At 52.0% G+C, this 20,522-nt stretch carries 16 protein-coding genes; 14 read left to right on the top strand and 2 right to left on the bottom strand.

The window, feature by feature from the left end; genetic code table 11:
• Positions 1-190: 190 nt before the first annotated feature.
• Positions 191-1,288, bottom strand: coding sequence for a YkvI family membrane protein (locus tag CKW00_RS00375; protein ID WP_095821042.1), 1,098 nt, complete (start codon positions 1,286-1,288; stop codon positions 191-193).
• Between the two features lie 185 nt (positions 1,289-1,473).
• Between CKW00_RS00375 and CKW00_RS00380 the strand changes: the two genes are divergently transcribed.
• From CKW00_RS00380 to mqo, 10 genes are all read left to right on the top strand, one after another.
• Positions 1,474-3,405 (top strand): fructose-1,6-bisphosphatase, encoded by a 1,932-nt coding sequence (locus CKW00_RS00380; protein ID WP_095820865.1) that lies wholly within the window; start codon positions 1,474-1,476, stop codon positions 3,403-3,405.
• 152 nt (positions 3,406-3,557) lie between these two features.
• The gene (locus tag CKW00_RS00385) at positions 3,558-5,105 is read left to right on the top strand and encodes a histidine kinase N-terminal 7TM domain-containing diguanylate cyclase (protein WP_095820866.1); all 1,548 of its coding nucleotides are present in this window, start codon (positions 3,558-3,560) and stop codon (positions 5,103-5,105) included.
• 47 nt (positions 5,106-5,152) lie between these two features.
• Positions 5,153-6,001 carry a patatin-like phospholipase family protein gene (locus CKW00_RS00390; protein WP_095820867.1) on the top strand — a complete coding sequence of 283 codons (849 nt, stop codon included), beginning with the start codon at positions 5,153-5,155 and terminating at the stop codon, positions 5,999-6,001.
• Positions 6,002-6,132: 131 nt separating this feature from the next.
• Positions 6,133-6,366 carry a YkvS family protein gene (locus CKW00_RS00395; RefSeq protein ID WP_095820868.1) on the top strand — a complete coding sequence of 78 codons (234 nt, stop codon included), beginning with the start codon at positions 6,133-6,135 and terminating at the stop codon, positions 6,364-6,366.
• A gap of 134 nt (positions 6,367-6,500) precedes the next feature.
• On the top strand, positions 6,501-7,856 hold the full coding sequence (locus tag CKW00_RS00400; protein WP_095820869.1) for a sigma-54 interaction domain-containing protein: 1,356 nt from the start codon (positions 6,501-6,503) through the stop codon (positions 7,854-7,856).
• Between the two features lie 216 nt (positions 7,857-8,072).
• Positions 8,073-8,768, top strand: a complete 696-nt coding sequence (locus tag CKW00_RS00405; protein ID WP_095820870.1) for a CoA transferase subunit A — start codon at positions 8,073-8,075, stop codon at positions 8,766-8,768.
• Positions 8,769-8,784: 16 nt separating this feature from the next.
• Positions 8,785-9,462, top strand: coding sequence for a 3-oxoacid CoA-transferase subunit B (locus CKW00_RS00410; protein WP_095820871.1), 678 nt, complete (start codon positions 8,785-8,787; stop codon positions 9,460-9,462).
• 15 nt (positions 9,463-9,477) lie between these two features.
• On the top strand, positions 9,478-10,251 hold the full coding sequence (locus CKW00_RS00415; RefSeq protein ID WP_095820872.1) for a 3-hydroxybutyrate dehydrogenase: 774 nt from the start codon (positions 9,478-9,480) through the stop codon (positions 10,249-10,251).
• 34 nt (positions 10,252-10,285) lie between these two features.
• Entirely contained in the window at positions 10,286-11,569 is a 1,284-nt protein-coding gene (locus CKW00_RS00420; RefSeq protein ID WP_095820873.1) for a GntP family permease, read from the top strand.
• Between the two features lie 156 nt (positions 11,570-11,725).
• Complete coding sequence (gene mqo / locus CKW00_RS00425) at positions 11,726-13,231, top strand: malate dehydrogenase (quinone) (protein WP_198951608.1); 1,506 nt, start codon at positions 11,726-11,728, stop codon at positions 13,229-13,231.
• 264 nt (positions 13,232-13,495) lie between these two features.
• Here the strand turns inward: mqo and CKW00_RS00430 are convergent, their stop codons facing one another.
• On the bottom strand, positions 13,496-14,386 hold the full coding sequence (locus CKW00_RS00430; protein WP_095820874.1) for a fructose bisphosphate aldolase: 891 nt from the start codon (positions 14,384-14,386) through the stop codon (positions 13,496-13,498).
• Between the two features lie 251 nt (positions 14,387-14,637).
• Here CKW00_RS00430 and CKW00_RS00435 point away from each other — a divergent pair, with 251 nt between their 5' ends.
• From CKW00_RS00435 to CKW00_RS00450, 4 genes are all read left to right on the top strand, one after another.
• Positions 14,638-15,570: an NADP-dependent oxidoreductase gene (locus CKW00_RS00435; protein ID WP_095820875.1), complete on the top strand. Its 933-nt coding sequence runs from the start codon at positions 14,638-14,640 to the stop codon at positions 15,568-15,570.
• A gap of 216 nt (positions 15,571-15,786) precedes the next feature.
• A complete protein-coding gene (locus tag CKW00_RS00440) occupies positions 15,787-17,520 on the top strand; it encodes an IucA/IucC family protein (RefSeq protein WP_143544211.1) in 1,734 nt (577 codons plus the stop codon).
• Positions 17,520-19,334 carry an IucA/IucC family protein gene (locus CKW00_RS00445; protein WP_095821044.1) on the top strand — a complete coding sequence of 605 codons (1,815 nt, stop codon included), beginning with the start codon at positions 17,520-17,522 and terminating at the stop codon, positions 19,332-19,334. Before CKW00_RS00440 ends, CKW00_RS00445 begins: the two co-directional genes overlap by 1 nt.
• Complete coding sequence (locus CKW00_RS00450) at positions 19,334-20,485, top strand: type III PLP-dependent enzyme (RefSeq protein WP_095820877.1); 1,152 nt, start codon at positions 19,334-19,336, stop codon at positions 20,483-20,485. The genes CKW00_RS00445 and CKW00_RS00450 overlap by 1 nt, the downstream gene beginning before the upstream one ends.
• The last annotated feature ends 37 nt before the right edge of the window (positions 20,486-20,522 follow it).

The following is a 20,522-nucleotide window of genomic DNA, read 5'->3' on the forward strand; positions in this document are numbered from 1 at the left end:
AGCTGAAGATCCCCCTGATCAGGCGCTTTGCCTGATTAGGGAAGCTTAGGCCGTGCCCGTGGAAAGCGACGTGTTGTTCTTTTGCTATACCTTTTCGTTTCATGGCTATCGTGTAATTTTTCTCATAAAAAAACTCCCTGCACGCGTCCCGGGCCATTGAACCCAGGGTTACGCACGCAGGGAGTTTCTTTTAAGCGGATCGGTGTTCTTCCACTGCCGCTTTTTCTTTACTTAAGCGGAACGGAGCGGTAATGAGAGCGGCAATCAGAAACAGTCCCATGTACCCGATCAGCGGATAGAAGATAGCTACAAGGTCGGTGAAGCCGACGAAGCTGAGGGCTAGTGCCACAGCGCCGACAGTGAAGACGAACTGCTTATGCTGCTTCGTACCGACCGTCGTGAATCTCGCAGCCAAAGAGAAAAACATGCTGATGGCCGTGTTGAACACCATACCGAACAGTACGAGGGAAAACAGAACCCCGAGTCCCGGCGCAATATCGTCGACGAGCTTCAGCATCGGCATGTCCACGTTGGCAACGACGTCCACTTTCGAGAAGATGGCCAGGTGGCTGAGGACGATCATCAGTCCAAGAGACAGTCCTCCGAGCAGTCCTCCGAGAGACGAGGTGCGTTCATTATCCTCGTTACCGCCCATGAGGAGCGACATCGATGCCCCGACGGCGATGTTGAACGATACGTAGTTCAGGGCGGAAATGAACCAGCCCGGCAGAAACAGGAAGGAACTTTCAACGACCGAGTCCTGCGCTTTTGCCGTAGCATCAAGACTGCTGAGTCCTCCGTCCATCGTAGCTATACTGTATACGGCCACAAGAACGACGGTGGCAATGAGAAAAGGGGTGATGCTTCCGATGACGTTCACCACTTTCTCCACGTTCATCAGAATGGTGGCGACGACGAGCACGCTCATCAGAATCGTGCCGAGCACACTCGGAAGCCCGAACTGCTGACTCGGTATGGAACCGGCCCCGGCGATCATGACCACTCCGACACCGAACAACGTAAAGATGATGACGTAGTCGACGATGAGACCGAGCCATTTTCCGCTCACCCGGTAGATGGCTTCTTTGTGGGAAGTGGCTTTCATTCTCGTACCCAGTTTCGTCAGCATCATGCCCATATAGGCGAAGATGGCGGTAGCGAAGATGGCACCGATCGTTCCTGCGTACCCGTAACTGGTGAAATACTGCAAAATCTCCTGGCCGGAAGCAAATCCTGCCCCGACGATGATTCCGATGAACGCACTGGCGATCCGGAGAACTTTTTTCATTATGAAAAACTCCCTTATGTATGGTACAAGCTCTTTTAACTTTACCATGTATCCGCTTTCCTTTAAAAGGGAAATGAAAGACTGCAGCGAAAATAGGGACAATTTTCACCCGTCACAATATGTCATCATAATATACACTATGTTATACTAATTGAAATAATATACATACATAGGAGCGTGATCAGGTGAGTAAAAAATACCTGGATTTACTGGCGGAGAAATACGGCAGTGAAGAGGAAGTTGTTACGGAAATCATCAATCTGGAAGCGATTCTCAATCTGCCGAAAGGGACGGAACATTTCGTGAGTGATTTGCACGGGGAGTACCAGGCTTTCCAGCACGTCCTCCGGAACGGGTCCGGAAAAGTGAAAGAGAAAATCCGGGATATTTTCAAAGACGAATTGAGCGAGCAGGACATCAGCGAGCTCGCAACGCTCATCTACTACCCGGAGGAGAAGCTGAAGCTGATTAAAGGGACCTTCACGAGTGATGAAGAGCTGAACGAGTGGTACAAGACGATCATCGAACGGATGCTTGAGCTGATTCCTTACGCTTCTTCCAAGTATACGCGCACCAAACTGAGGAAAGCTCTGCCGTCGCAGTTCGTTTTTCTCATTGAAGAACTGCTTTACAAAACGGACCGGTACACGAATAAAACCGACTATTACTCAAGCATTATGGAACAGATCATTACGCTGCGTCAGTCCGATAAACTGATCGCCGGACTGGCCTACACGATCCAGCGTCTCGTCGTCGACCATCTGCACGTCGTCGGAGATATTTACGACCGGGGCCCGGAGCCGGACAAAATTATGGATACCCTCATCGACTATCATTCCCTCGATATCCAGTGGGGGAACCACGATGTATTGTGGATAGGCGCCTACGCAGGGTCCAAAGTCTGTCTTGCCAATATATTGAGGATCTGTGCCCGCTATGCGAATCTGGATATCATCGAGGATGCCTACGGGATCAATCTGCGTCCGCTGCTCAGTCTTGCCGAAAAGTATTACGACGATAATCCTGCCTTCCGCCCGAAACTTCAGGGGGATGAACGGCTGACGGAACAGGAGCAGCTGCAGATCGCCAAGATTCATCAGGCGATCGCCATGATCCAGTTCAAACTCGAAAGTCCGATCATCAAACGCCGCGGCTGCTTCAATATGGAAGGCAGGCTTCTGCTGGATAAAATCGATTACGAGCGGGAGGAGATACACCTGAAAGGGAAGACGTACCCGCTTGAGAATCCTTGCTTCCAGACGATCGACCCGGAAGACCCGGCCCGGCTTTTAGAGGAAGAGCAGCAGGTTATCGATAAGCTTCTCTTCTCCATCCAGCATTCGGAGAAGCTGACACGGCACATGAAGTTTCTCATGAAAAAAGGGAACCTGTACCTGAAGTACAATGGGAATCTGCTTATTCATGGCTGTATTCCGCTTGACGAGGACGGCAATATGGAAACGATGACAATCGAAGGGCAGACCTACGGCGGCCGTGATCTTCTCGACCTGTTCGAAGAGAAGCTCCGGTACAGCTTCGCTCATCCCGAAGAGACGGATGATCTGGCTACGGACATGGTGTGGTATCTGTGGACGGGCGAGTATTCGTCGCTGTTCGGCAAGCGGGAAATGACGACGTTTGAAAGGTACTTCATCAGCGATAAGGCAACGCACAAAGAGGAGAAGAATCCGTATTACTATCTGCGTGAAAACGAGGAAGTGTGCCGGAAGATGCTGGAGGATTTCGATCTGGACCCGGACCAGGGTCACATCATCAACGGCCACACGCCGGTGAAGGAAATCGAAGGAGAGAACCCGGTGAAAGCCGGCGGGAAGATGGTCGTCATCGACGGCGGCTTCTCTAAAGCTTATCAGTCCACGACGGGGATCGCCGGTTACACGCTGCTTTTCAACTCCTTCGGTATGCAGCTGGTGGCCCATCAGAAATTCAGTTCCCGGGAAGAAGTGCTGAAAGACGGTATCGACGTTCTTTCCGTACGTCGTCTCGTAGATAAGGAAATGGAGCGGAAGCTTGTGAGAGAGACGAATATCGGCACGGAAATACAGTCACAGATCGACACGCTCCGTTACTTACTGGAAGAAAGGTATATGAAATGAGAGTGGCCCCGGGCCGCTCTTTTTTTATATTTTCACTACAAAAAAATGTGTAACCGGAAAATATTGTGATATTTTTTTGTTTCAAATTCAAATTATTCGGTTATCTATGGTAATATGATACAAAAGAACCATCAAGGACGGAGGAGACAAAGATGAACTGGATCGACCCCTATACCTTTCTGCTGATGATTCTGGCTATCAGTTCCTCTTTCGTAGCTGTTGCGTTGCTGAAATCTCCCCGGAAACTGCTTCGTAATTTTTTGGCGGGGGCGGCAGCTTTAAGTTCACTCTTTATCATTCTTACTATATTTGAACTACATATCGAAAATAGAAACGCTATGATAGTCCTTAGAAATTTCCAGCAGATTTCCATCGTTTTCGCTCCGATTCTTCTGTTCGGCTATGCGAAAGAGCTGCACAGGGAAGAAGCGAAGACGACACTCCGGCTCACAGGGTTACTGGCTGTGCCGTCTATTCTTGATGTCGCCCTCGCTTTTACGGATAAGTGGCACGGATGGATGCGGGAGAGTATTACGGTCGAAACGGTATGGAACTACACGGAACTTTCCATTACAAGTACCGCTGTGAACTCCGTATTCAGCTCATACTCCTACGCCGTTTCTTTACTTACCGTTTTTTTACTGGTGCGTAATATGTTCGATGTCCCGAAAAATTACCGGTCCACTCTCGGACTCTCCGTGGTGGCCGTAATTCTCCCGATTGTTTCCATTACGGCTTTGTCGCTGCTTGAAGTGAAAGTGCCGGGGATGTTCGCTTTGTCATACGGTTCCATGGCCCTTCTGCTGATCATAGCGAACCGGAACCGGGACTTCAATACGGTATGGCCGGTGTCACGGCAGCTGGTACTTGAAAATCTGTCCGAAGGCATTTTACTTATCGACGCCCGCGGCTGCATCATAGAAGCGAACCGGGCGATTTGTGACATGGCTTCCCACATTCATAAAAAGGACGTCTGTCCGAAAGATCTTCTTCATAAGAGAGCCGTTACGGTGTTCAAAGAGGTGGAAGGATTGGAGAAATCCATGGAAAAAGGCGGAAACACAGAGTTTTCGGTGGAAGCCGGGGAGCGTTTTTACGATATAGCGGTAACGAAACTGAAAGAGAAACGTCAGCCGATCTGGCTCGTCGTCGCCAAGGATGTAACCGAGAAGAAAGTGGTGGAGCGTGAACTCGAGCATTTGGCTTCTCTCGATTCGCTCACCGGGCTCAAAAACAGAAATGCTTTTCTGAGCGCGTATGAAAAAGCAGGGGCCGGAGAAGACAGGGTGTTCGTTCTTATGGATATCGATTATTTCAAAAACTTCAACGATACTTACGGACACGTGGCAGGGGACGAGGTGCTGCGTGCCATGTCGGAACTGCTCGGGGAACATTTCGGGGAAGAAGGGGAAGTCGTGTCACGCTTCGGAGGGGAAGAGTTCGGGATTTTGCTGCAGGGGGAGCCGGAGGAAGTGGAGACGAGGATCACCCGGTTCTGCGAACATCTGAAGCGGTTGAATAAGGAAACGGACAGCCTGATCAAGGAAGAGATCACCGTAAGTGCAGGCATCCACGCCTTCACCGCCGGGGAGGAATTCGACGCCGTCTACCATTGTGCGGACCAGGCGATGTATCAGGCGAAACGTAACGGCCGGGATCAGCTCAGTTTTACGGGCCTCCCTTCTCCGGTAAAAAGTTGAAACGTCTGCATAGAAAAAGGTAGAATGGAAGCAACAGGAGGAATTTTATGGAACAGACCGGATTAGTTCTGGAAGGAGGAGGGAGCCGCGGTATATACACAGCCGGGGTTCTCAACCGCCTGATGAAAGCGGGGATCTATCTCCCTTACGTCAACGGTGTGTCTGCCGGGGCCTGCAACGGCTCGTCCTATGTGGCACGGCAGCTGGACCGCAACCGGGCGGTACTCATCGATTACGTAAAGCATCCCGACTACCTGTCGCTGCGCAATCTTCTCAGAAAACGGCAGCTTTTCGGTATGGACTTTCTTTTCGATACGCTGCCGAACCGGCTGGAACCTTTTGATTATCATACATTTGCTCAGGCGAAGGAAGAATTCGAGATCGGTACGACGGACTGCATCACCGGGGAAGCGGTATTTTTCGATAAGGAAAACTACAACGAACATATGCTTACGCTTATGCGGGCTTCGAGTTCTCTGCCGATGGTGGCCCCTGCTGTTCCGTTTAACAACCGTATGCTGATGGATGGCGGGATTGCCGACCCCATCCCTCTTATGAGATCTATCAGCCGGGGGAACAGAAAGAACGTAGTCGTGCTGACACAGGTGCGGGATTATTACAAAAAGCCGCAGTCGGTCGGCTGGTATATGAAGCGCAAGTACCGGGAATACCCCGGACTGCTGCGGGCGATGGAGAAACGGCACATCGTTTATAACGAAACACTGGACTACATAAGGGAAGAAGAGCGGAAAGGGAATGTATTCGTCATTTCCCCGTCTTACGCACCGGGGGTCGGCCGGGTCGAGCGTAACAAAGGGAAATTGACCACTCTCTATGAGCGGGGCATCAGGGATACACAGGAACTGGAAGCCTCTCTCCATGAATTTTTGCAATGAACCGGACCCCGTGGTGTCCGGTTTTTGTTTATATTACAAAAGCGTAAGTGCAACTTTTTGCACAATTTCCCTTGATTTTGAAATCGTTTCCACCTAAAATGAGAGAAAATGTTAGAAGGGGAGTTGTTCGAATGTCTATTACAGAAGAGAACGGGCAAGCTCAGATCGGAGATATCGTAACATTTACACGCAAGAAGGAACAGTGGACGGGGAAAGTCGTTCCGTCCGGATGTGCAAATTCAGTGATCGTCGATTTACGCGTGATGGAAAAACTTCCGGAACGGGAGAACTCTTCCTATCTAACTTGCGTCAACCATAAAAACTATCATATCGTCTCACGGGCAGCCGAAACGTCCGTGGAATAATAAATTCAGGCGACGTACCTGTCCGGGAATTCTCCGGGCAGGTATTTTTATGTCCGGCACCCGGGCCGATGTAGTCACCACAGGCAGGACGTGGTAAACTTTTTGACAACAACTATCCTAAAAGGAGTTCTGTGATGTCTTTATTTGAGGAACGGAATAAATATATGTTCGAGACGTTATTCGGGAGTACGGAACATTGCATCGTCGCAGTCGATAAAGAAGGGATCATCACTTATATAAACAGCGGGTATGCTGATTTTATCGGTGTGGACCGGAAAAAAGCCGAAGGACGACACGTTACGGAAGTCATCGAAAACACGCGTATGCATATCGTGGTGGAAACGGGCCGGGAAGAGGTGGCGGATCTTCAGTACATACGCGGGGACTACATGATCGCCAACCGCATTCCTGTCTTTGAAGACGGAGAGCTTACGGGCGCGTTCGGTATGGTGCTGTTCCGTGATACGGACGAGTGGAAAGTGATGAACACGAATGTCAAAGAACTGCTGATGGAGCTTGAGTCCTACCGGGAAAATTTCAAAAAGAACACCGGCGCCCCCTACTCCCTTCATAACATCGTCTCCCATTCCCCGAAGATGATGGAAGTGAAAGATACGGTAAGAAAGATGGCGACAGGGGATGCATCCGTGCTGTTACGGGGGGAGAGCGGGACCGGGAAGGAACTTTTCGCTCACAGTCTCCACAATTTAAGCGAGCGTAACGGAAAACCTTTTATCAAAGTGAACTGTGCGGCAATCCCCGAGCAGTTGTTCGAAGCGGAACTGTTCGGCTATGAGGAAGGGGCGTTCACCGGCGCGAAAAAGGGCGGGAAAGCCGGTAAGTTCCAGCTCGCCGATGGCGGAACGCTTTTTCTCGATGAAGTCGGGGACATGCCGCTGCATGCCCAGGTGAAAATATTACGGGCCCTGCAGGAAGGGGAAGTGGAACCGCTCGGCTCGGAGACGTCCGAACTGGTGGACGTACGCGTCGTGGCAGCTACGAATCAGGCGCTCGAGGAACTGATCAGCCGCCAGGAATTCCGGGAAGACCTGTACTACCGGATCAACGTCGTGTCTGTCGATATCCCTCCCTTGCGCGAACGGCCGGAAGATATCCGTCTGCTTGCCAAATACATCCTCAGTAAAACCGGGGACAGCAGGAGGAAGAAAGTCGAGGGATTCTCCGAAGCGGCCATTCAGGTGCTGGAGGGGTATTCGTGGCCCGGAAACATACGCGAACTTGAAAATACGATCGAGTCGGCGGTGCATATGGCGGACGGGACTTACATCGAAGTGTCCGACCTTCCCGGGAGTATAACAGCCGCTTCTGTCACCGAAAAGGAAAGTCTGAAAACGATACTGGAACGAGTGGAGAAAGAGACGATTGAGCAGGCTCTCACAAGAACCTCGGGGGACAAGGGTGCGGCTGCTGCACGTCTCGGTATCGGGAAAACGAGCCTTTATGATAAAGCGAAAAAATACGGTATATGACTGACAGGTGACATTTCGCAGAACAGCCATTCCGGAAAAGCGGAAACCATTCCGCAAATCCGGAATGGTTTTTTTATTCATCATGTAAGGGTTTTCATGAAAGCGTATCTTGATTTTTCCGGAAATCCGGAAAAGGAGAAGGAGATACCCCTGTCTGCCGGCTTCCGGAAAGTTGGCACGATTCTTGCATAAGTAAGGGAGAAGGGAGTGGAACATATGAAAAAGATATATACAACGTTTCAGGAAGCGGTCGAGGAAATCAAAGATCATTCCACTATTATGGTAGGAGGGTTCGGGCTCGTCGGGATTCCGGAGAATCTCATACTCGGTATCGTCGAATCCGGAGCGAAACATCTGACGGTCATCTCCAACAACTGCGGAGTGGACGACTGGGGACTCGGGCTACTGCTTGAGAATAAGCAGATTGATAAGATGATCGGGTCATACGTCGGAGAAAACAAGGAGTTTGAACGGCAGGTGCTTGCGGGGGAGCTGGAAGTCGAACTTACGCCGCAGGGGTCACTGGCAGAAAAAATCCGGGCCGGAGGTGCAGGGATTCCTGCTTTTTATACACCCGCCGGAGTCGGAACACCGATTGCCGAAGGAAAAGAGATCCGGGAATTTGACGGCAGAGAATACGTACTGGAAGAAGCGCTCACGGCTGATGTGAGTCTGGTCCGGGCAGCGCGTGCGGACCGTTTCGGGAATCTCGTCTACAACAAAACCGCCCGCAACTTCAATCCGGAAATAGCGGCAGCCGGGAAAGTGACGATCGCCGAAGTCGAAGAGCTTGTGGAGCCCGGAGAACTGGACGGCGATCACATTCATACGCCTGGTATTTACGTCCAGGGTCTTGTCGAAGGACAGCAGGAGAAAAGAATCGAGCGTCTGACCGTGCGTCAGGAAGCATAACGAAGGAGGAGTCGGAATGAGCACTGTAAAACAGGACAAAGCAGTCCAGAGAGAAAAAATAGCAAGAAGAGCCGAACGCGAAATTGAAAGCGGTTTCTACGTAAACCTAGGTATCGGTATGCCGACGATGGTGGCGAATTACATACAGCCCGGGAAAGAAGTGGTACTGCAGTCGGAAAACGGGCTGCTCGGGATCGGTCCATCGCCTTATGAATCGGAAGTGGACCCGGATCTGATCAACGCCGGGAAGGAGACGGTGACCGCATCTGTCAGCGGTTCCTACTGCAGCAGCGCCGAATCCTTCGCGATGATCCGCGGGGAGCATCTGGACCTTGCGATTCTCGGCGGAATGGAAGTGGCAGCGAACGGGGATCTGGCCAACTGGATGATTCCGGGCAAAGTGATTAAAGGCATGGGCGGCGCGATGGATATCGTGCACGGGGCGAAAAAGATCGTCATCATTATGGATCACGTCAGCAAACACGGGACTCCGAAAATACTGAAGGAATGCACGCTTCCGCTTACCGGAAAGGGAGTCGTGGACCGTATTATAACGGACCGGGCTGTCATCGACGTAACGGACGCAGGTCTCGTGCTCCAGGAAGTGGCGGAAGGATTCACCGTCCGGGATGTTATAGACAGCACGGAAGCACCACTCGAAGTGAGCGGATCACTGAAAGAAGCGGGTTATTAAAAAGGAGGAGACGAAATGAAAGGACAGATCGTATTTATTACAGGAGCAGCGAGCGGTATCGGTTATGAAGTGGGGGCGGCTTTTGCGAAAGAAGGGGCAGTAGTCGTACTCAGCGATATTAATGAAGCGAAAGTGAAGGAAGCGGCCGGAACCTTGAAGGATTCAGGATATGAAAGCGAAGGGGTAGTCTGTGACGTAACGAAAGAAGAAGAGATCCAGCAGGCGATCGACTACGTAGTGGATACGTACGGCCGGCTCGACGTCCTGATTAACAACGCCGGACTTCAGCACGTGGCGTCCGTCGAGGATTTTCCGACAGAAAAATTCGAACTGATCAACCGGGTGATGCTGGTGGCACCGTTCATGGCGACGAAGCACGTATTTCCGGTAATGAAAAAGCAGGGGAGCGGCCGTATCCTGAATATGTCCTCCATTAACGGACTCGTCGGCTTTGCCGGCAAGGCCGCCTACAACAGCTCGAAACACGGGGTGATCGGCCTGACGAAAGTGACGTCGCTCGAAGGTGCAGAGCACGGCATTACGGTGAATGCTCTTTGCCCGGGCTATGTGGATACGCCGCTTGTCCGGAATCAGCTTGAAGACCTGGCGGAGAACAGAAACACGTCTCTCGAAAACGTTCTGGAAGACGTCATTTATCCCCTCGTTCCCCAGAAGCGACTGCTTTCCGTACAGGAAGTGGCGGATTACGCCCTGTTTCTGGCCGGTGATAAAGCCCGCGGAGTGACAGGTCAGGCGGTTGTCATCGATGGCGGGTACACGGCTCAGTAAAATAGGGAATGTAAACTAAAGGAGGAGTGAACACATGTTTGGAATTTTTCTTGGACTCGCCGTATTAATGATTCTCGCCTATATCGGATGGTCGATCATCTGGGTGGCGCCGATTGCTGCCGGAGTCGTGGCGCTTACGGGCGGGCTCGATTTACTCGATGCCTATAAAGATACGTATATGGGAGGGTTCGTAGACTTTGCGAAATCATGGTTCCCCGTTTTCATGCTCGGGGCCATCTTCGGGAAGCTGATGGAGGACACGGGAATGGCGCGTTCCGTTGCGGTCGCTTTTACGAGGGTTATCGGAACGAACCGTGCTATCCTCGGAGTGCTCGTATCTGCAGCCGTTCTGACGTATGGGGGAGTGAGCCTCTTCGTCGTCGTATTCGCCGTTTATCCTCTGGCCCTGTCTCTGTTCCGGGAGGCGGATATCAGCCGTAAGCTCATACCGGCTACCGTGGCGCTCGGGGCTTTCACCTTCACGATGACGGCACTGCCGGGGTCGCCGCAGATCCAGAACCTGATTCCGATGGAGTATTTTGAAACGGATGCCATGGCCGCACCCGTGATGGGAATCATCGCCGGAATCATTATGGCGGTCGGCGGTTACCTTTACCTTCGCCGCCGGGAACAGAAACTGAGAGAGAAGGGAGAGACCTTCTTTGAACCGGAGGAAAAAGAAAATCTCGGAGAAGACGAAAAAATGCCGATGTTCCTCCTTTCGATACTGCCGCTTTTGACCGTCCTTCTGACGCTGAATCTGCTGCAGTGGGATATCGTCACCGCCCTTATCTCAGGAATCGTTCTGATCATGCTTTTGAACGTTACGAAGTACGCGAAATTCATCGGTGCGATGAACAAAGGGGCGAGCGGCTCGGTACTCGCGATCATCAATACGAGTGCGGCCGTCGGGTTCGGTACCGTCGTCCGGGAAGTCCCGGGATTTGAGCGTCTGACGGAAATGCTCATGGGTGTCAAAGGCAACCCGCTCATATCGGAGGCGGTTGCCGTCAACGTTCTTGCGGGAGCGACGGGGTCTGCATCCGGAGGGATGGGGATCGCTCTGGAAGCACTCGGTTCCAAATACTATCAGATAGCTCTCGAGACAGGTATAAGTCCGGAAGCTTTCCACCGGGTAGCCTCCCTCTCCTCGGGCGGACTGGACGCACTTCCGCATAACGGAGCGGTCCTTACCCTTTTCGCTATTACAGGAATGACCCATAAAGACAGCTACCGTGATATTTTTGTCGTAGCCATCCTTATCCCCATCATTTCCGTAGCCGTGGTCATTCTGCTTAACACTATCGGTGTTCTTTAATAAATAGGAAGGTTCGAGGGTTGTATATTTAATTTTATTTCCAATAGTGGTAAACTGTTTATGGAATAAAATATACTGGGAAAGATGTACATTCAGTGAAGCTTGGCCTGCAACGATGCATCTTTTCTTCAATACATAGGGAGAAGGATCGGACATATGAGTAATCAACGTACACAAAAAGAAGTCATTTTGATTGGTGCCGGGATTATGAGTGCCACGTTGGCAACGCTTTTGAAGGAACTGGCTCCTGAGTGGAACATTAAAGTATTCGAACGTCTCGATGAACCGGGCAAGGAGAGCTCGAACGTGTGGAACAACGCGGGAACGGGCCACGCGGCTCTATGTGAGCTGAACTACACGAAAGAAAAAGAGGACGGCTCCATCGACATCAGTAAAGCTGTAAGTATCAACGAAAAATTCGAAGTATCCAAACAGTTCTGGTCGTTTCTCGTAAAACAGGGTCTTATCAGGGATCCGCAGGAATTCATCCAGCCGGTTCCGCACATCAGCTTCGTACACGGTGAGGATCACGTGGATTTCTTAAGGAAACGTTACGAGAAAATGATAGCGCATCCACTTTTTGAAGGGATGAAGTATGCAGAAGACCTTGAAACATTGAAGAACTGGCTTCCGCTTATGATGAACAACCGTCCGGAAGGCGAAGCGATCGCCGCTACGAAAATCGACTCCGGCACGGACGTCAATTTCGGTGTGCTCACCCGTCTTCTGTTTGAACACGCAACTACCGGAAACGTGGACGTCCGTTACAACCAGGAAGTTACCGACCTGAAACAGCTGGATGACGGAGAATGGGAAGTGCGCGTCCGTAACGAAAAAGAAGGGCGGATCGAACATCACCAGGCGCCTTTCGTATTTGTCGGCGGAGGCGGGGGGAGTCTCCACCTTCTTCAGAAGTCCGGAATTCCGGAAGGACAAGGATTCGGCGGCTTCCCGGTAAGCGGTCAGTTCCTCTTCTGTGATAAACCGGAAGTCGTGAAGCAGCACCGCGGAAAAGTATACAGCAAAGCACCGGTCGGAGCTCCTCCGATGTCCGTGCCGCACCTGGATACCCGCTTTATTGACGGAAAAGAAACCCTTCTGTTCGGACCATTCGCAGGCTTCTCGCCGAAATTCCAGAAGACAGGCTCTCTTACCGATCTCCTGACTTCCGTGAAACGGGACAACCTGTTTACGATGATGGCGGCAGGAGTGAAAAACGTTCCGCTTACGAAGTATCTTATTCAGCAGCTGATGCTTTCCAAGGAAGAGCGTGTCGAAGCTCTCCGTGAATTCGTACCGGAAGCCGTCGGCGAAGACTGGAACCTAGTTACGGCCGGTCAGCGCGTACAGGTGCTGAAAGACACGGAAGAAGAAGGACGGGGAACACTGCAGTTCGGAACGGAACTCGTAACAGGAGCGAACGGCTCCATTGCAGCTCTTCTCGGGGCATCCCCGGGAGCATCGACAGCCGTATCGATCATGTTCGACCTGATGAAGGAGTGCTTCCCGGACTACATGGACGAATGGGAACCTAAGATCAAAGAAATGGTGCCATCGTACGGCGTGACTCTCGCAGATGACCGCCAGCTGATTCAGGAAATCCAGGAATATACGACGGAAACGCTGAATCTTACAGGACGCATGGCTACAAGCGACAACTGAATAATGGAAGCCTCTCCTCCGGTCGGGGGAGAGGCTTTTTTGTGTGGCGCCGCGTGCCCTTGGCGGCCTTTTTCATCGTCCGACCGTCACGATCAGCGGGGAATCGTGCCCTTCGCAGGGAAAAGAAGGGCCTGAAGGTAACGATTAGGGAGGAATCGTACCCTTCGCAAGGCTCCTCCCGCTGCGAAGGTCTGGATAAACCGGACAGATAGTTTCACACAAACAAAAAGCCTGTCCGAAAAGGACAGGCTTACATAACAGTGTTTATTTTTTATTGACGGAAGCGTCGTAAATAGAATCTACAGCTTTTTGAAGCGTGTTGTTGAATTCTTCATCGGACTGCTTCACTTCTACGTCCGTTACGAGCGCACGGGAGAAGCTTGCGATGATATCGTCGTTCTCTTTCAGTTTCTGGTTAGCTTCATCACGGGAGTAACCGCCGGAAAGCGCTACGACGCGAACAACGCGCGGGTGGCCGGTAAGTTCTTTGTACGTATTCGCATTAGTCGGAATCGTAAGCTTGAGCATTACGTTCTGATCTTCGGACAATTCGTCGAGATGTTTCTTAAGCTCGACTTTGAGAATTTCCTCGGACTTCACTTTATCGGAACTGTCGATGTCCACCTCAGGCTCGACGATAGGAATCATGTCGTAGCTCAATACTTTTTTGGCTACTTCGAACTGCTGTTTCACAAGTTCTTTGATCCCTTCCGCGTTCGGGTCATGGATTACGGAGCGCTCTTTCGTACCGAAAATGTTACGCTCGTTGCCGCGGCGAAGTTTTTCGTCGAGGTCTTTGATAGGTTTCATCAGCTGAACGCCGTTCTCTTTCTCGGCAAGACCGCTGTCGATTTTAAGGAAAGGAACGATGCCTTTGGATGCAAGGTAGTCTCCTGTGTACTGACCTTCGATCTCGCGGTCCATCGTCTGTTCGAAAAGGATCGAACCGATGATTTTGTCAGAGCTGAAGGCAGGAGATGTGATGATGCGCGTTCTCATCTGATGTACAAGATCGAACATCTCATCTTCGTTGGAGTACTGATCTTCTCCCACACCGTATGCAGCAAGAGCTTTTGGTGTGCTTCCGCCACTCTGGTCAAGAGCTGCGACGAAGCCGCCTTTATTTTTCATTTGTTCAAAATGCTGTTTGTTCATTCCATTCACTCCTTCTTTTTGATCCTGGTATGATTATAACATGCTTGAGTTCACTCATGAAGCAGTTTGGACGTTTCCTGGTGAAGTAAACGCTTCCTTTTGAAATAAAGGGATACGGAGCGATTGAGAGACGGTTTTCACATGGTTTTTAAGGGGATATCGGGCGTGGTTTTGTGCAGGACTTTTGACTTTCTCCTCCGATTGCTCTAACTTTCAGAGTAGATTCTTACTCACAAAAAGGAGTGAACGACATGAAAGCGATCGTAATCAATGAATATGGTCATAAAGAACAACTGCAGGAACAGGAAGTTGAAAAACCGACCCCTGGAAAAGGCGAGGTGCTCGTCCAGACGAAAGCGACATCGATCAACCCGATCGACTGGAAAATCCGCGAAGGATACCTGAGACAGATGGTGGAGTTCGATTTTCCTCTCATTCTCGGCTGGGACGTCGCCGGCATCGTCGCTGAGACGGGAGAAGGAGTGACCTCCTGGCAAAAGGGAGACCGCGTCTTTGCCCGTCCCGACCTGACCGGAAAAGGAACGTATGCGGAATATACCCTCGTTGCCGAACGTCTTCTTGCTCCGCTTCCGGAAAACGTCAGTTTCGAAGAAGGAGCGGCTACTCCGCTCGCAGGTCTTACTGCCTGGCAGTGCCTGACGGACGTAACCCGGGTCCGGGAAGGAGAGAAAGTCCTCATCCAGGCCGGCGCGGGCGGCGTCGGTTCCTATGCGATCCAGTTCGCAAAAGAAATGGGGGCTTACGTGGCGACGACCGGAAGTACGAAGAACGTCGATTTCCTTAAATCTCTCGGAGCCGATGAAGTCATCGACTACACGAAAGACGACTTCGCCGAAGTGCTGAACGACTACGACGTCGTGTTTGATATGCTTGGCGGAGATGTTCTGGACAAAGCGTTCGACGTACTGAAAAAAGGCGGACGTCTCGTAACGATCGCCGGTCAGCCGGATGAAGAAAAGGCGAAGGCGAACGATATCGAAGCGACTTCCTTCTGGCTTGAGCCGGACGGCAAACAGCTCAAGGAAATCGCAGATCTTATGGAAGCCGGAAAAGTCAAAGCGAATATCGGTCACCGTTACCCGCTTACGACTGAAGGCCTTCAGGAAGCCCACGGCTTAAGTGAAACGCACCATGCCAAAGGAAAAATCGTGATCAACGCCTGATAAAAATATGTATGGAAAAGAGCAGGGGCACCCCCTGCTCTTTATTTTAGGAAATGTGACGGTGACCACGATAAACGAGCATTGAAAGGCATGACAACAGGAGTTGCGTGACCTTCGTGCGTCCGGAAAACCTGTGAAGGGAAGGAATACTCTTAGGTTACTCCCATTACAGAACGGGAATGGTTCTTTTAGAAGGAAGAGACAGGAGTGGAAGTTATGAATACCAGTTATGAACAACAGGCGGAGAACTATATTTTCCGACTGCTTCTGCAAAGCATTATTCGTGAAAATCTCGTATCTTTTAACAAAACGCCGGAGGGTTTGGAAATTGAAGTCCCGAAAGGCGGTCGCGTGGAAGTGCCGGTGTCACGTACGTACATACTGGGTCACATGGACATCGGGGGGAGCCCGGTCTACGTTGATCCTTCCGGAAAAAAACAGGAGATTCAGCGGATGGAGGAGCTGCTGATGCTGCTCGGGTTCAGAAATGAATCGTTCGTCAAAGAAATGATGAACAGTGCTCTGAATTACGCCTCCGCCCTCGAAGCTTTTGATAAAAGAAAAGAGAGTGTGCCCAGGCAGCAGGACACCTGGGAATACGTCCTCAACCGGAGTAAGAGCGACCGGAATTTTTCCCCGCTCGTCTTTTTTGAACAGTGGGTGATCGACGGCCACACGACGCATCCGGGCACAAGGACGAGACTTCCGATGTCTCCGGAAGACGTGAGAAAATACGCACCGGAATGGGGAGCCTCCCCCGAACTCGTGCCTCTGGCCGTCCGCGACGATAAGGTGAGGGAGACGGCACCCTTTCATACGACGATGACCGGGACTCTGACGGAAGCGTCACCTGAAGTGAAAGAGGAATTCGAAGCTCTCTCCGGTTCCTATCGCCTCATTCCGCTGCATCCGTGGCAGGAGGAGCACACGTTACCTGTCTACTATAAAAAAGAACTGGAAGACGAAACGATGATTCCGCTCGCTTCCAGACTTCCGTCTCATGCGCTCATGTCGTTCCGGACGATGGCGCTTGCCGGGCACGGGGCTCCTCATTTGAAAACGGCGATGAATGTGCAGATGACGAGTGCCGTCCGTACGGTATCCGCAGCTTCGACGAGGAATGCGCCGGTCATGGCCGGGTTATTGACGGAAATTGCCGGAAAAGATGCAGGGGTAGGCGGGGCGATGACGTTCTCCCGCGACCTTGCCGGTATCCACTACGCCCCGGAGGACGACCGGGACCGTAACTTTTTTGAGAAAAACGTGGCTTCCATTCTACGGGAAAATCCGGAGGCGGCTCTTCAGGAAGGGGAAATAGCCATGCCGGCGGCAGCCCTTATTTCCACGTCTCCGGTAACCGGTTCTCTTCTGATCGAAGAACTGGCCGGGGAGATGACGAAAGCGGCGTTCATCTCTTTTCTTGAAACATACGCCCGCGTACTGCTGCCGGGAGTGACGAGACTCATGAGTGAATACGGTATTGCTATGGAAGCTCATCTGCAGAATACCGTCGTCATTCTGAAAGACAGGCGGCCGGTGCGTATCGATATCCGTGACTGCGGAGGCGTGCGTATCCTGCCGGAGCGGCTGAACCGCCATTTTGAAGAAGCACCGATCGATCCGTCGACGAACCTTCTCACCGATAAAGAGGAAGATCTGACCGACATTTTCTCCCACGCCCTTTTCCATAACCATCTCGGGGAAATCATCATGATTCTCGCCCGCCGGCATTCACTGCCGGAGGCGGGCATGTGGGCGGCGGTACGCCGTGTATTAGAGGAGAGTCTGCACTCCTCGGACACCGAGCGGGCGGCACGTGATGAGGAGAGACTCACGACACGTCCGGCCCGTATGAAATCGCTCGTTCGCATGAGATTGTCAGGGCAGTTTACGGATTATGAATTCGTGGACACCCCGAACCCATTTCAGGAAGGAGGCGAGCCGGTATGATGAGCCGTCCGATTAAATCGCTGTCCGGTGAAAAACTGCTGGAGGAAGAAAGTAAATGTCTGCAGTTCCTTGAAAGCGACGAACCGGCGTATGTACCGGGGTTTCTCCGCTTCATTTCCGCCGGCCGCAGCGGCATTCTGCACAAACTGGCCTCTGCCGTGCTGAGGGAGGGGCTTTATGACCGATCGTCGGAGGAGTACGGAGATGATGGTTCGCTTATCGGAAAAACTCTGCACTTTTCCGGCTATTCGGTCGTATTTCCGGTACGGGCGGTGTATGCTTTCAACCGTATCGAAACGACGGGGACTATCACTTATGTAGACTCGGAAGGGGAGACCCCCGTCCGGACCGCCTCAACGCTTGCAGGACTATTGTTTACGGAGGAGGAGTATCCGAACCTCTCCTATTTCCAGAAGGAACTCGACAACGGCACGGCGAACCTTTCTCTTGCTTATGCAGGACGAGCCGTGCAGGGAGGAGGCAAGAGAAAGGATCATCTGTTTTTTGAACAGCAGGTCACCGAAGGACACCACCTCCACCCGGGGGCGAAGACGCGACTCGGCCTTTCCTACAGAGATTCGTTCCGCTATTCCCCTGAATTCGGTCATACGTTTCCTGTCCGGTTCGCTGCGGTCCGGAAAGAAAGCTGGACGTCCCGTGAGCAGTCGCTTCTCTATACGCACTTTCCGGAGTGCTGTCGTAAAAGTGAAGAAGAACTGAAGGGGAGAGGGTACGAGCCTTCGGACTTTGTCATCGTTCCCGTACACGAATGGCAGTTCATTCATGCGCTTCCGTCCATTTACGAGAAAGAGCTCATAGACGGGAGCGTCGTATTACTGGAAAACGTCTCCCTTCCCGTGAAAGCGACGTCTTCCTTCCGTACACTCGTTCCGGTATCGGGGGAGGGGCCTGCGCTGAAGCTTGCGGTGAACAGTCAGATGACTTCCACCGTGCGCTCCATCTCTCCGCAGACGGCAGGAAATGCCCGCGTCGTCAGTGAGTTGCTCCATTCCATTTTTGAACGGGAATCATTTTCCGGATTCACCCCCCTTTATGAACTTGGCGGAGGATCGTTTGCCTCTGAGGATAATTTGAAAAGAAGGAACCTGACGATGCTTTTGAGAGAGAACATCACCCCTTATCTCGAGGAAGGGGAAGAGGCGATCGCCGGTATGGCTCTTTACGCGGAAGAGCCGGGAGAAGAGGGAACGATTCTGCAGGCGCGCTTTCGGCAGTATGCAGCAGAGAAACGTCTCCCGGAACGCGAGGCCGCTTCGGCTTTTTTCCGGGACTATGCCCGCACTGTGCTTCCGCCGTACCTCACGCTCATGACCAAATACGGCGTGGCCCTTGAAGGACACCTGCAGAACAGTGTGCCCGTTTTCAAAAATGGAAGCATCACCCGCTTCTTTTTCCGCGACTGGGGCGGTTCACGCTTCTATGAGTCGCGGCTGAACGAACGCGGGCTGCATCCTGAGTTTAAGGAAGGTTCGGTATCCGTTGCTACAGACGCAGCGTCGATGCACCACAAGCTGTACTACAGCGTATTTCAGAATCATCTCGGCGAAATAATCCGACAGCTCGTCGAAGCGACGGGAGTGGAGGAGATGGAGTTCTGGAGTATCGTAAGGGAGATATGCAGTGAGACGTGCGGCCGGCTGGCGTCAGAAGTGCCGGAGCAGGCGGAAACGGACCGGAGATTTTTAAAACAGAAGACCGTGATGCACAAATCCCTGACGAAGATGCGTCTGTACGGAGAAAAAGAGGAGTGGTTCAGTGAAGTGTCGAATCCGCTCTACGAAGGAGAAGAATGATGGAAGCAGTCAGAGAATACATTAAGAACCGGAAGAGTCCCGTCTGCGCCTACATTTATGACCTGCCGGGGGTGAAAAAACGGGCGGAGACGATGAAAGCCGGTCTGCCCGGCCACTGCCGGCTGTATTACGCCGTAAAAGCGAATCCCGATCCGGAGATCATCCGGACACTCGAGCCGGTCGTGGACGGATTCGAAATCGCCTCCGGCGGAGAGATGGACCGGACGTGGAACGGTCCGCGTATATTCGGGGGACCTTCCAAAAAAGAAGAAGAGGTTAGGCGCGCGCTGGAAGATCCGGATATGCTTCTGAACGTGGAGAGTTTCCAGGATTTGAGACGTATGGCGTATCTTGCCGGCAAAGAGGACCGTACGGCGAACGTCCTTCTGCGGGTGAATCTGAAAGAGGACGTGTCCGGGAGCCGTCTGAAAATGTCCGGCGTTCCGACACAGTTCGGAGTGGAGGAGGAGTGGATGCCGTCTCTGATCGAAGAAGCTCTCGCCTCCCCTCACATATCCATCCAGGGGTTCCACTTCCATGCCATGTCGAATAATCTTGATGCCGGAGTCCACGTGGCGTTTGCAGAGCTCGCAGTACGTAAGGCTCTGCAGTGGCAGGAAGCATACGCCCTTGACACTTCTCTTATCGACCTCGGAGGAGGGTTCGGAATCAATTACTGGAACCCGGAAGAGCCTTTTGACTGGGATACTTTCGCTCAGGGTGTAACGGAAATCGATACAAAAGGCCACGAGCTGATTCTTGAAGTCGGCCGTTACATGACGGGTGACAGTGGCTTTTACGTCACGGAAGTGGTGGACGTGAAGGAGAATCACGGGCAGGCATTCGCCGTAGTCCGTGGAGGGACGCATCATCTGCGGTTTCCGGCGGCCTGGAAGATCAGTCAGCCGTTCTATGTCGTGGCAAAAGACGAGTGGGAGTATCCGTTTGCACGCCCCGGCGTGGAAAATACGGAAGTCGTAATCGCGGGAGAGCTGTGTACTCCGAATGATCTTCTCGTGCGTGGCGATTATGTAGAGTCTCTCCGGGCCGGGGATACCGTAGTGTTCACCCAGGCCGGGGCATACGCCTGGACGATTTCCCATCACGATTTCCTCAGTCATCCGCACCCGGAGTTCGTTTATATCAGGTGAGCCCGGTGTAAAACTGAACAGACACAAAAAGCCGAAC

This window comes from Salimicrobium humidisoli (genome assembly GCF_002295105.1).
GTDB classification, from domain to species: Bacteria; Bacillota; Bacilli; order Bacillales; family Halobacillaceae; genus Salimicrobium; species Salimicrobium humidisoli.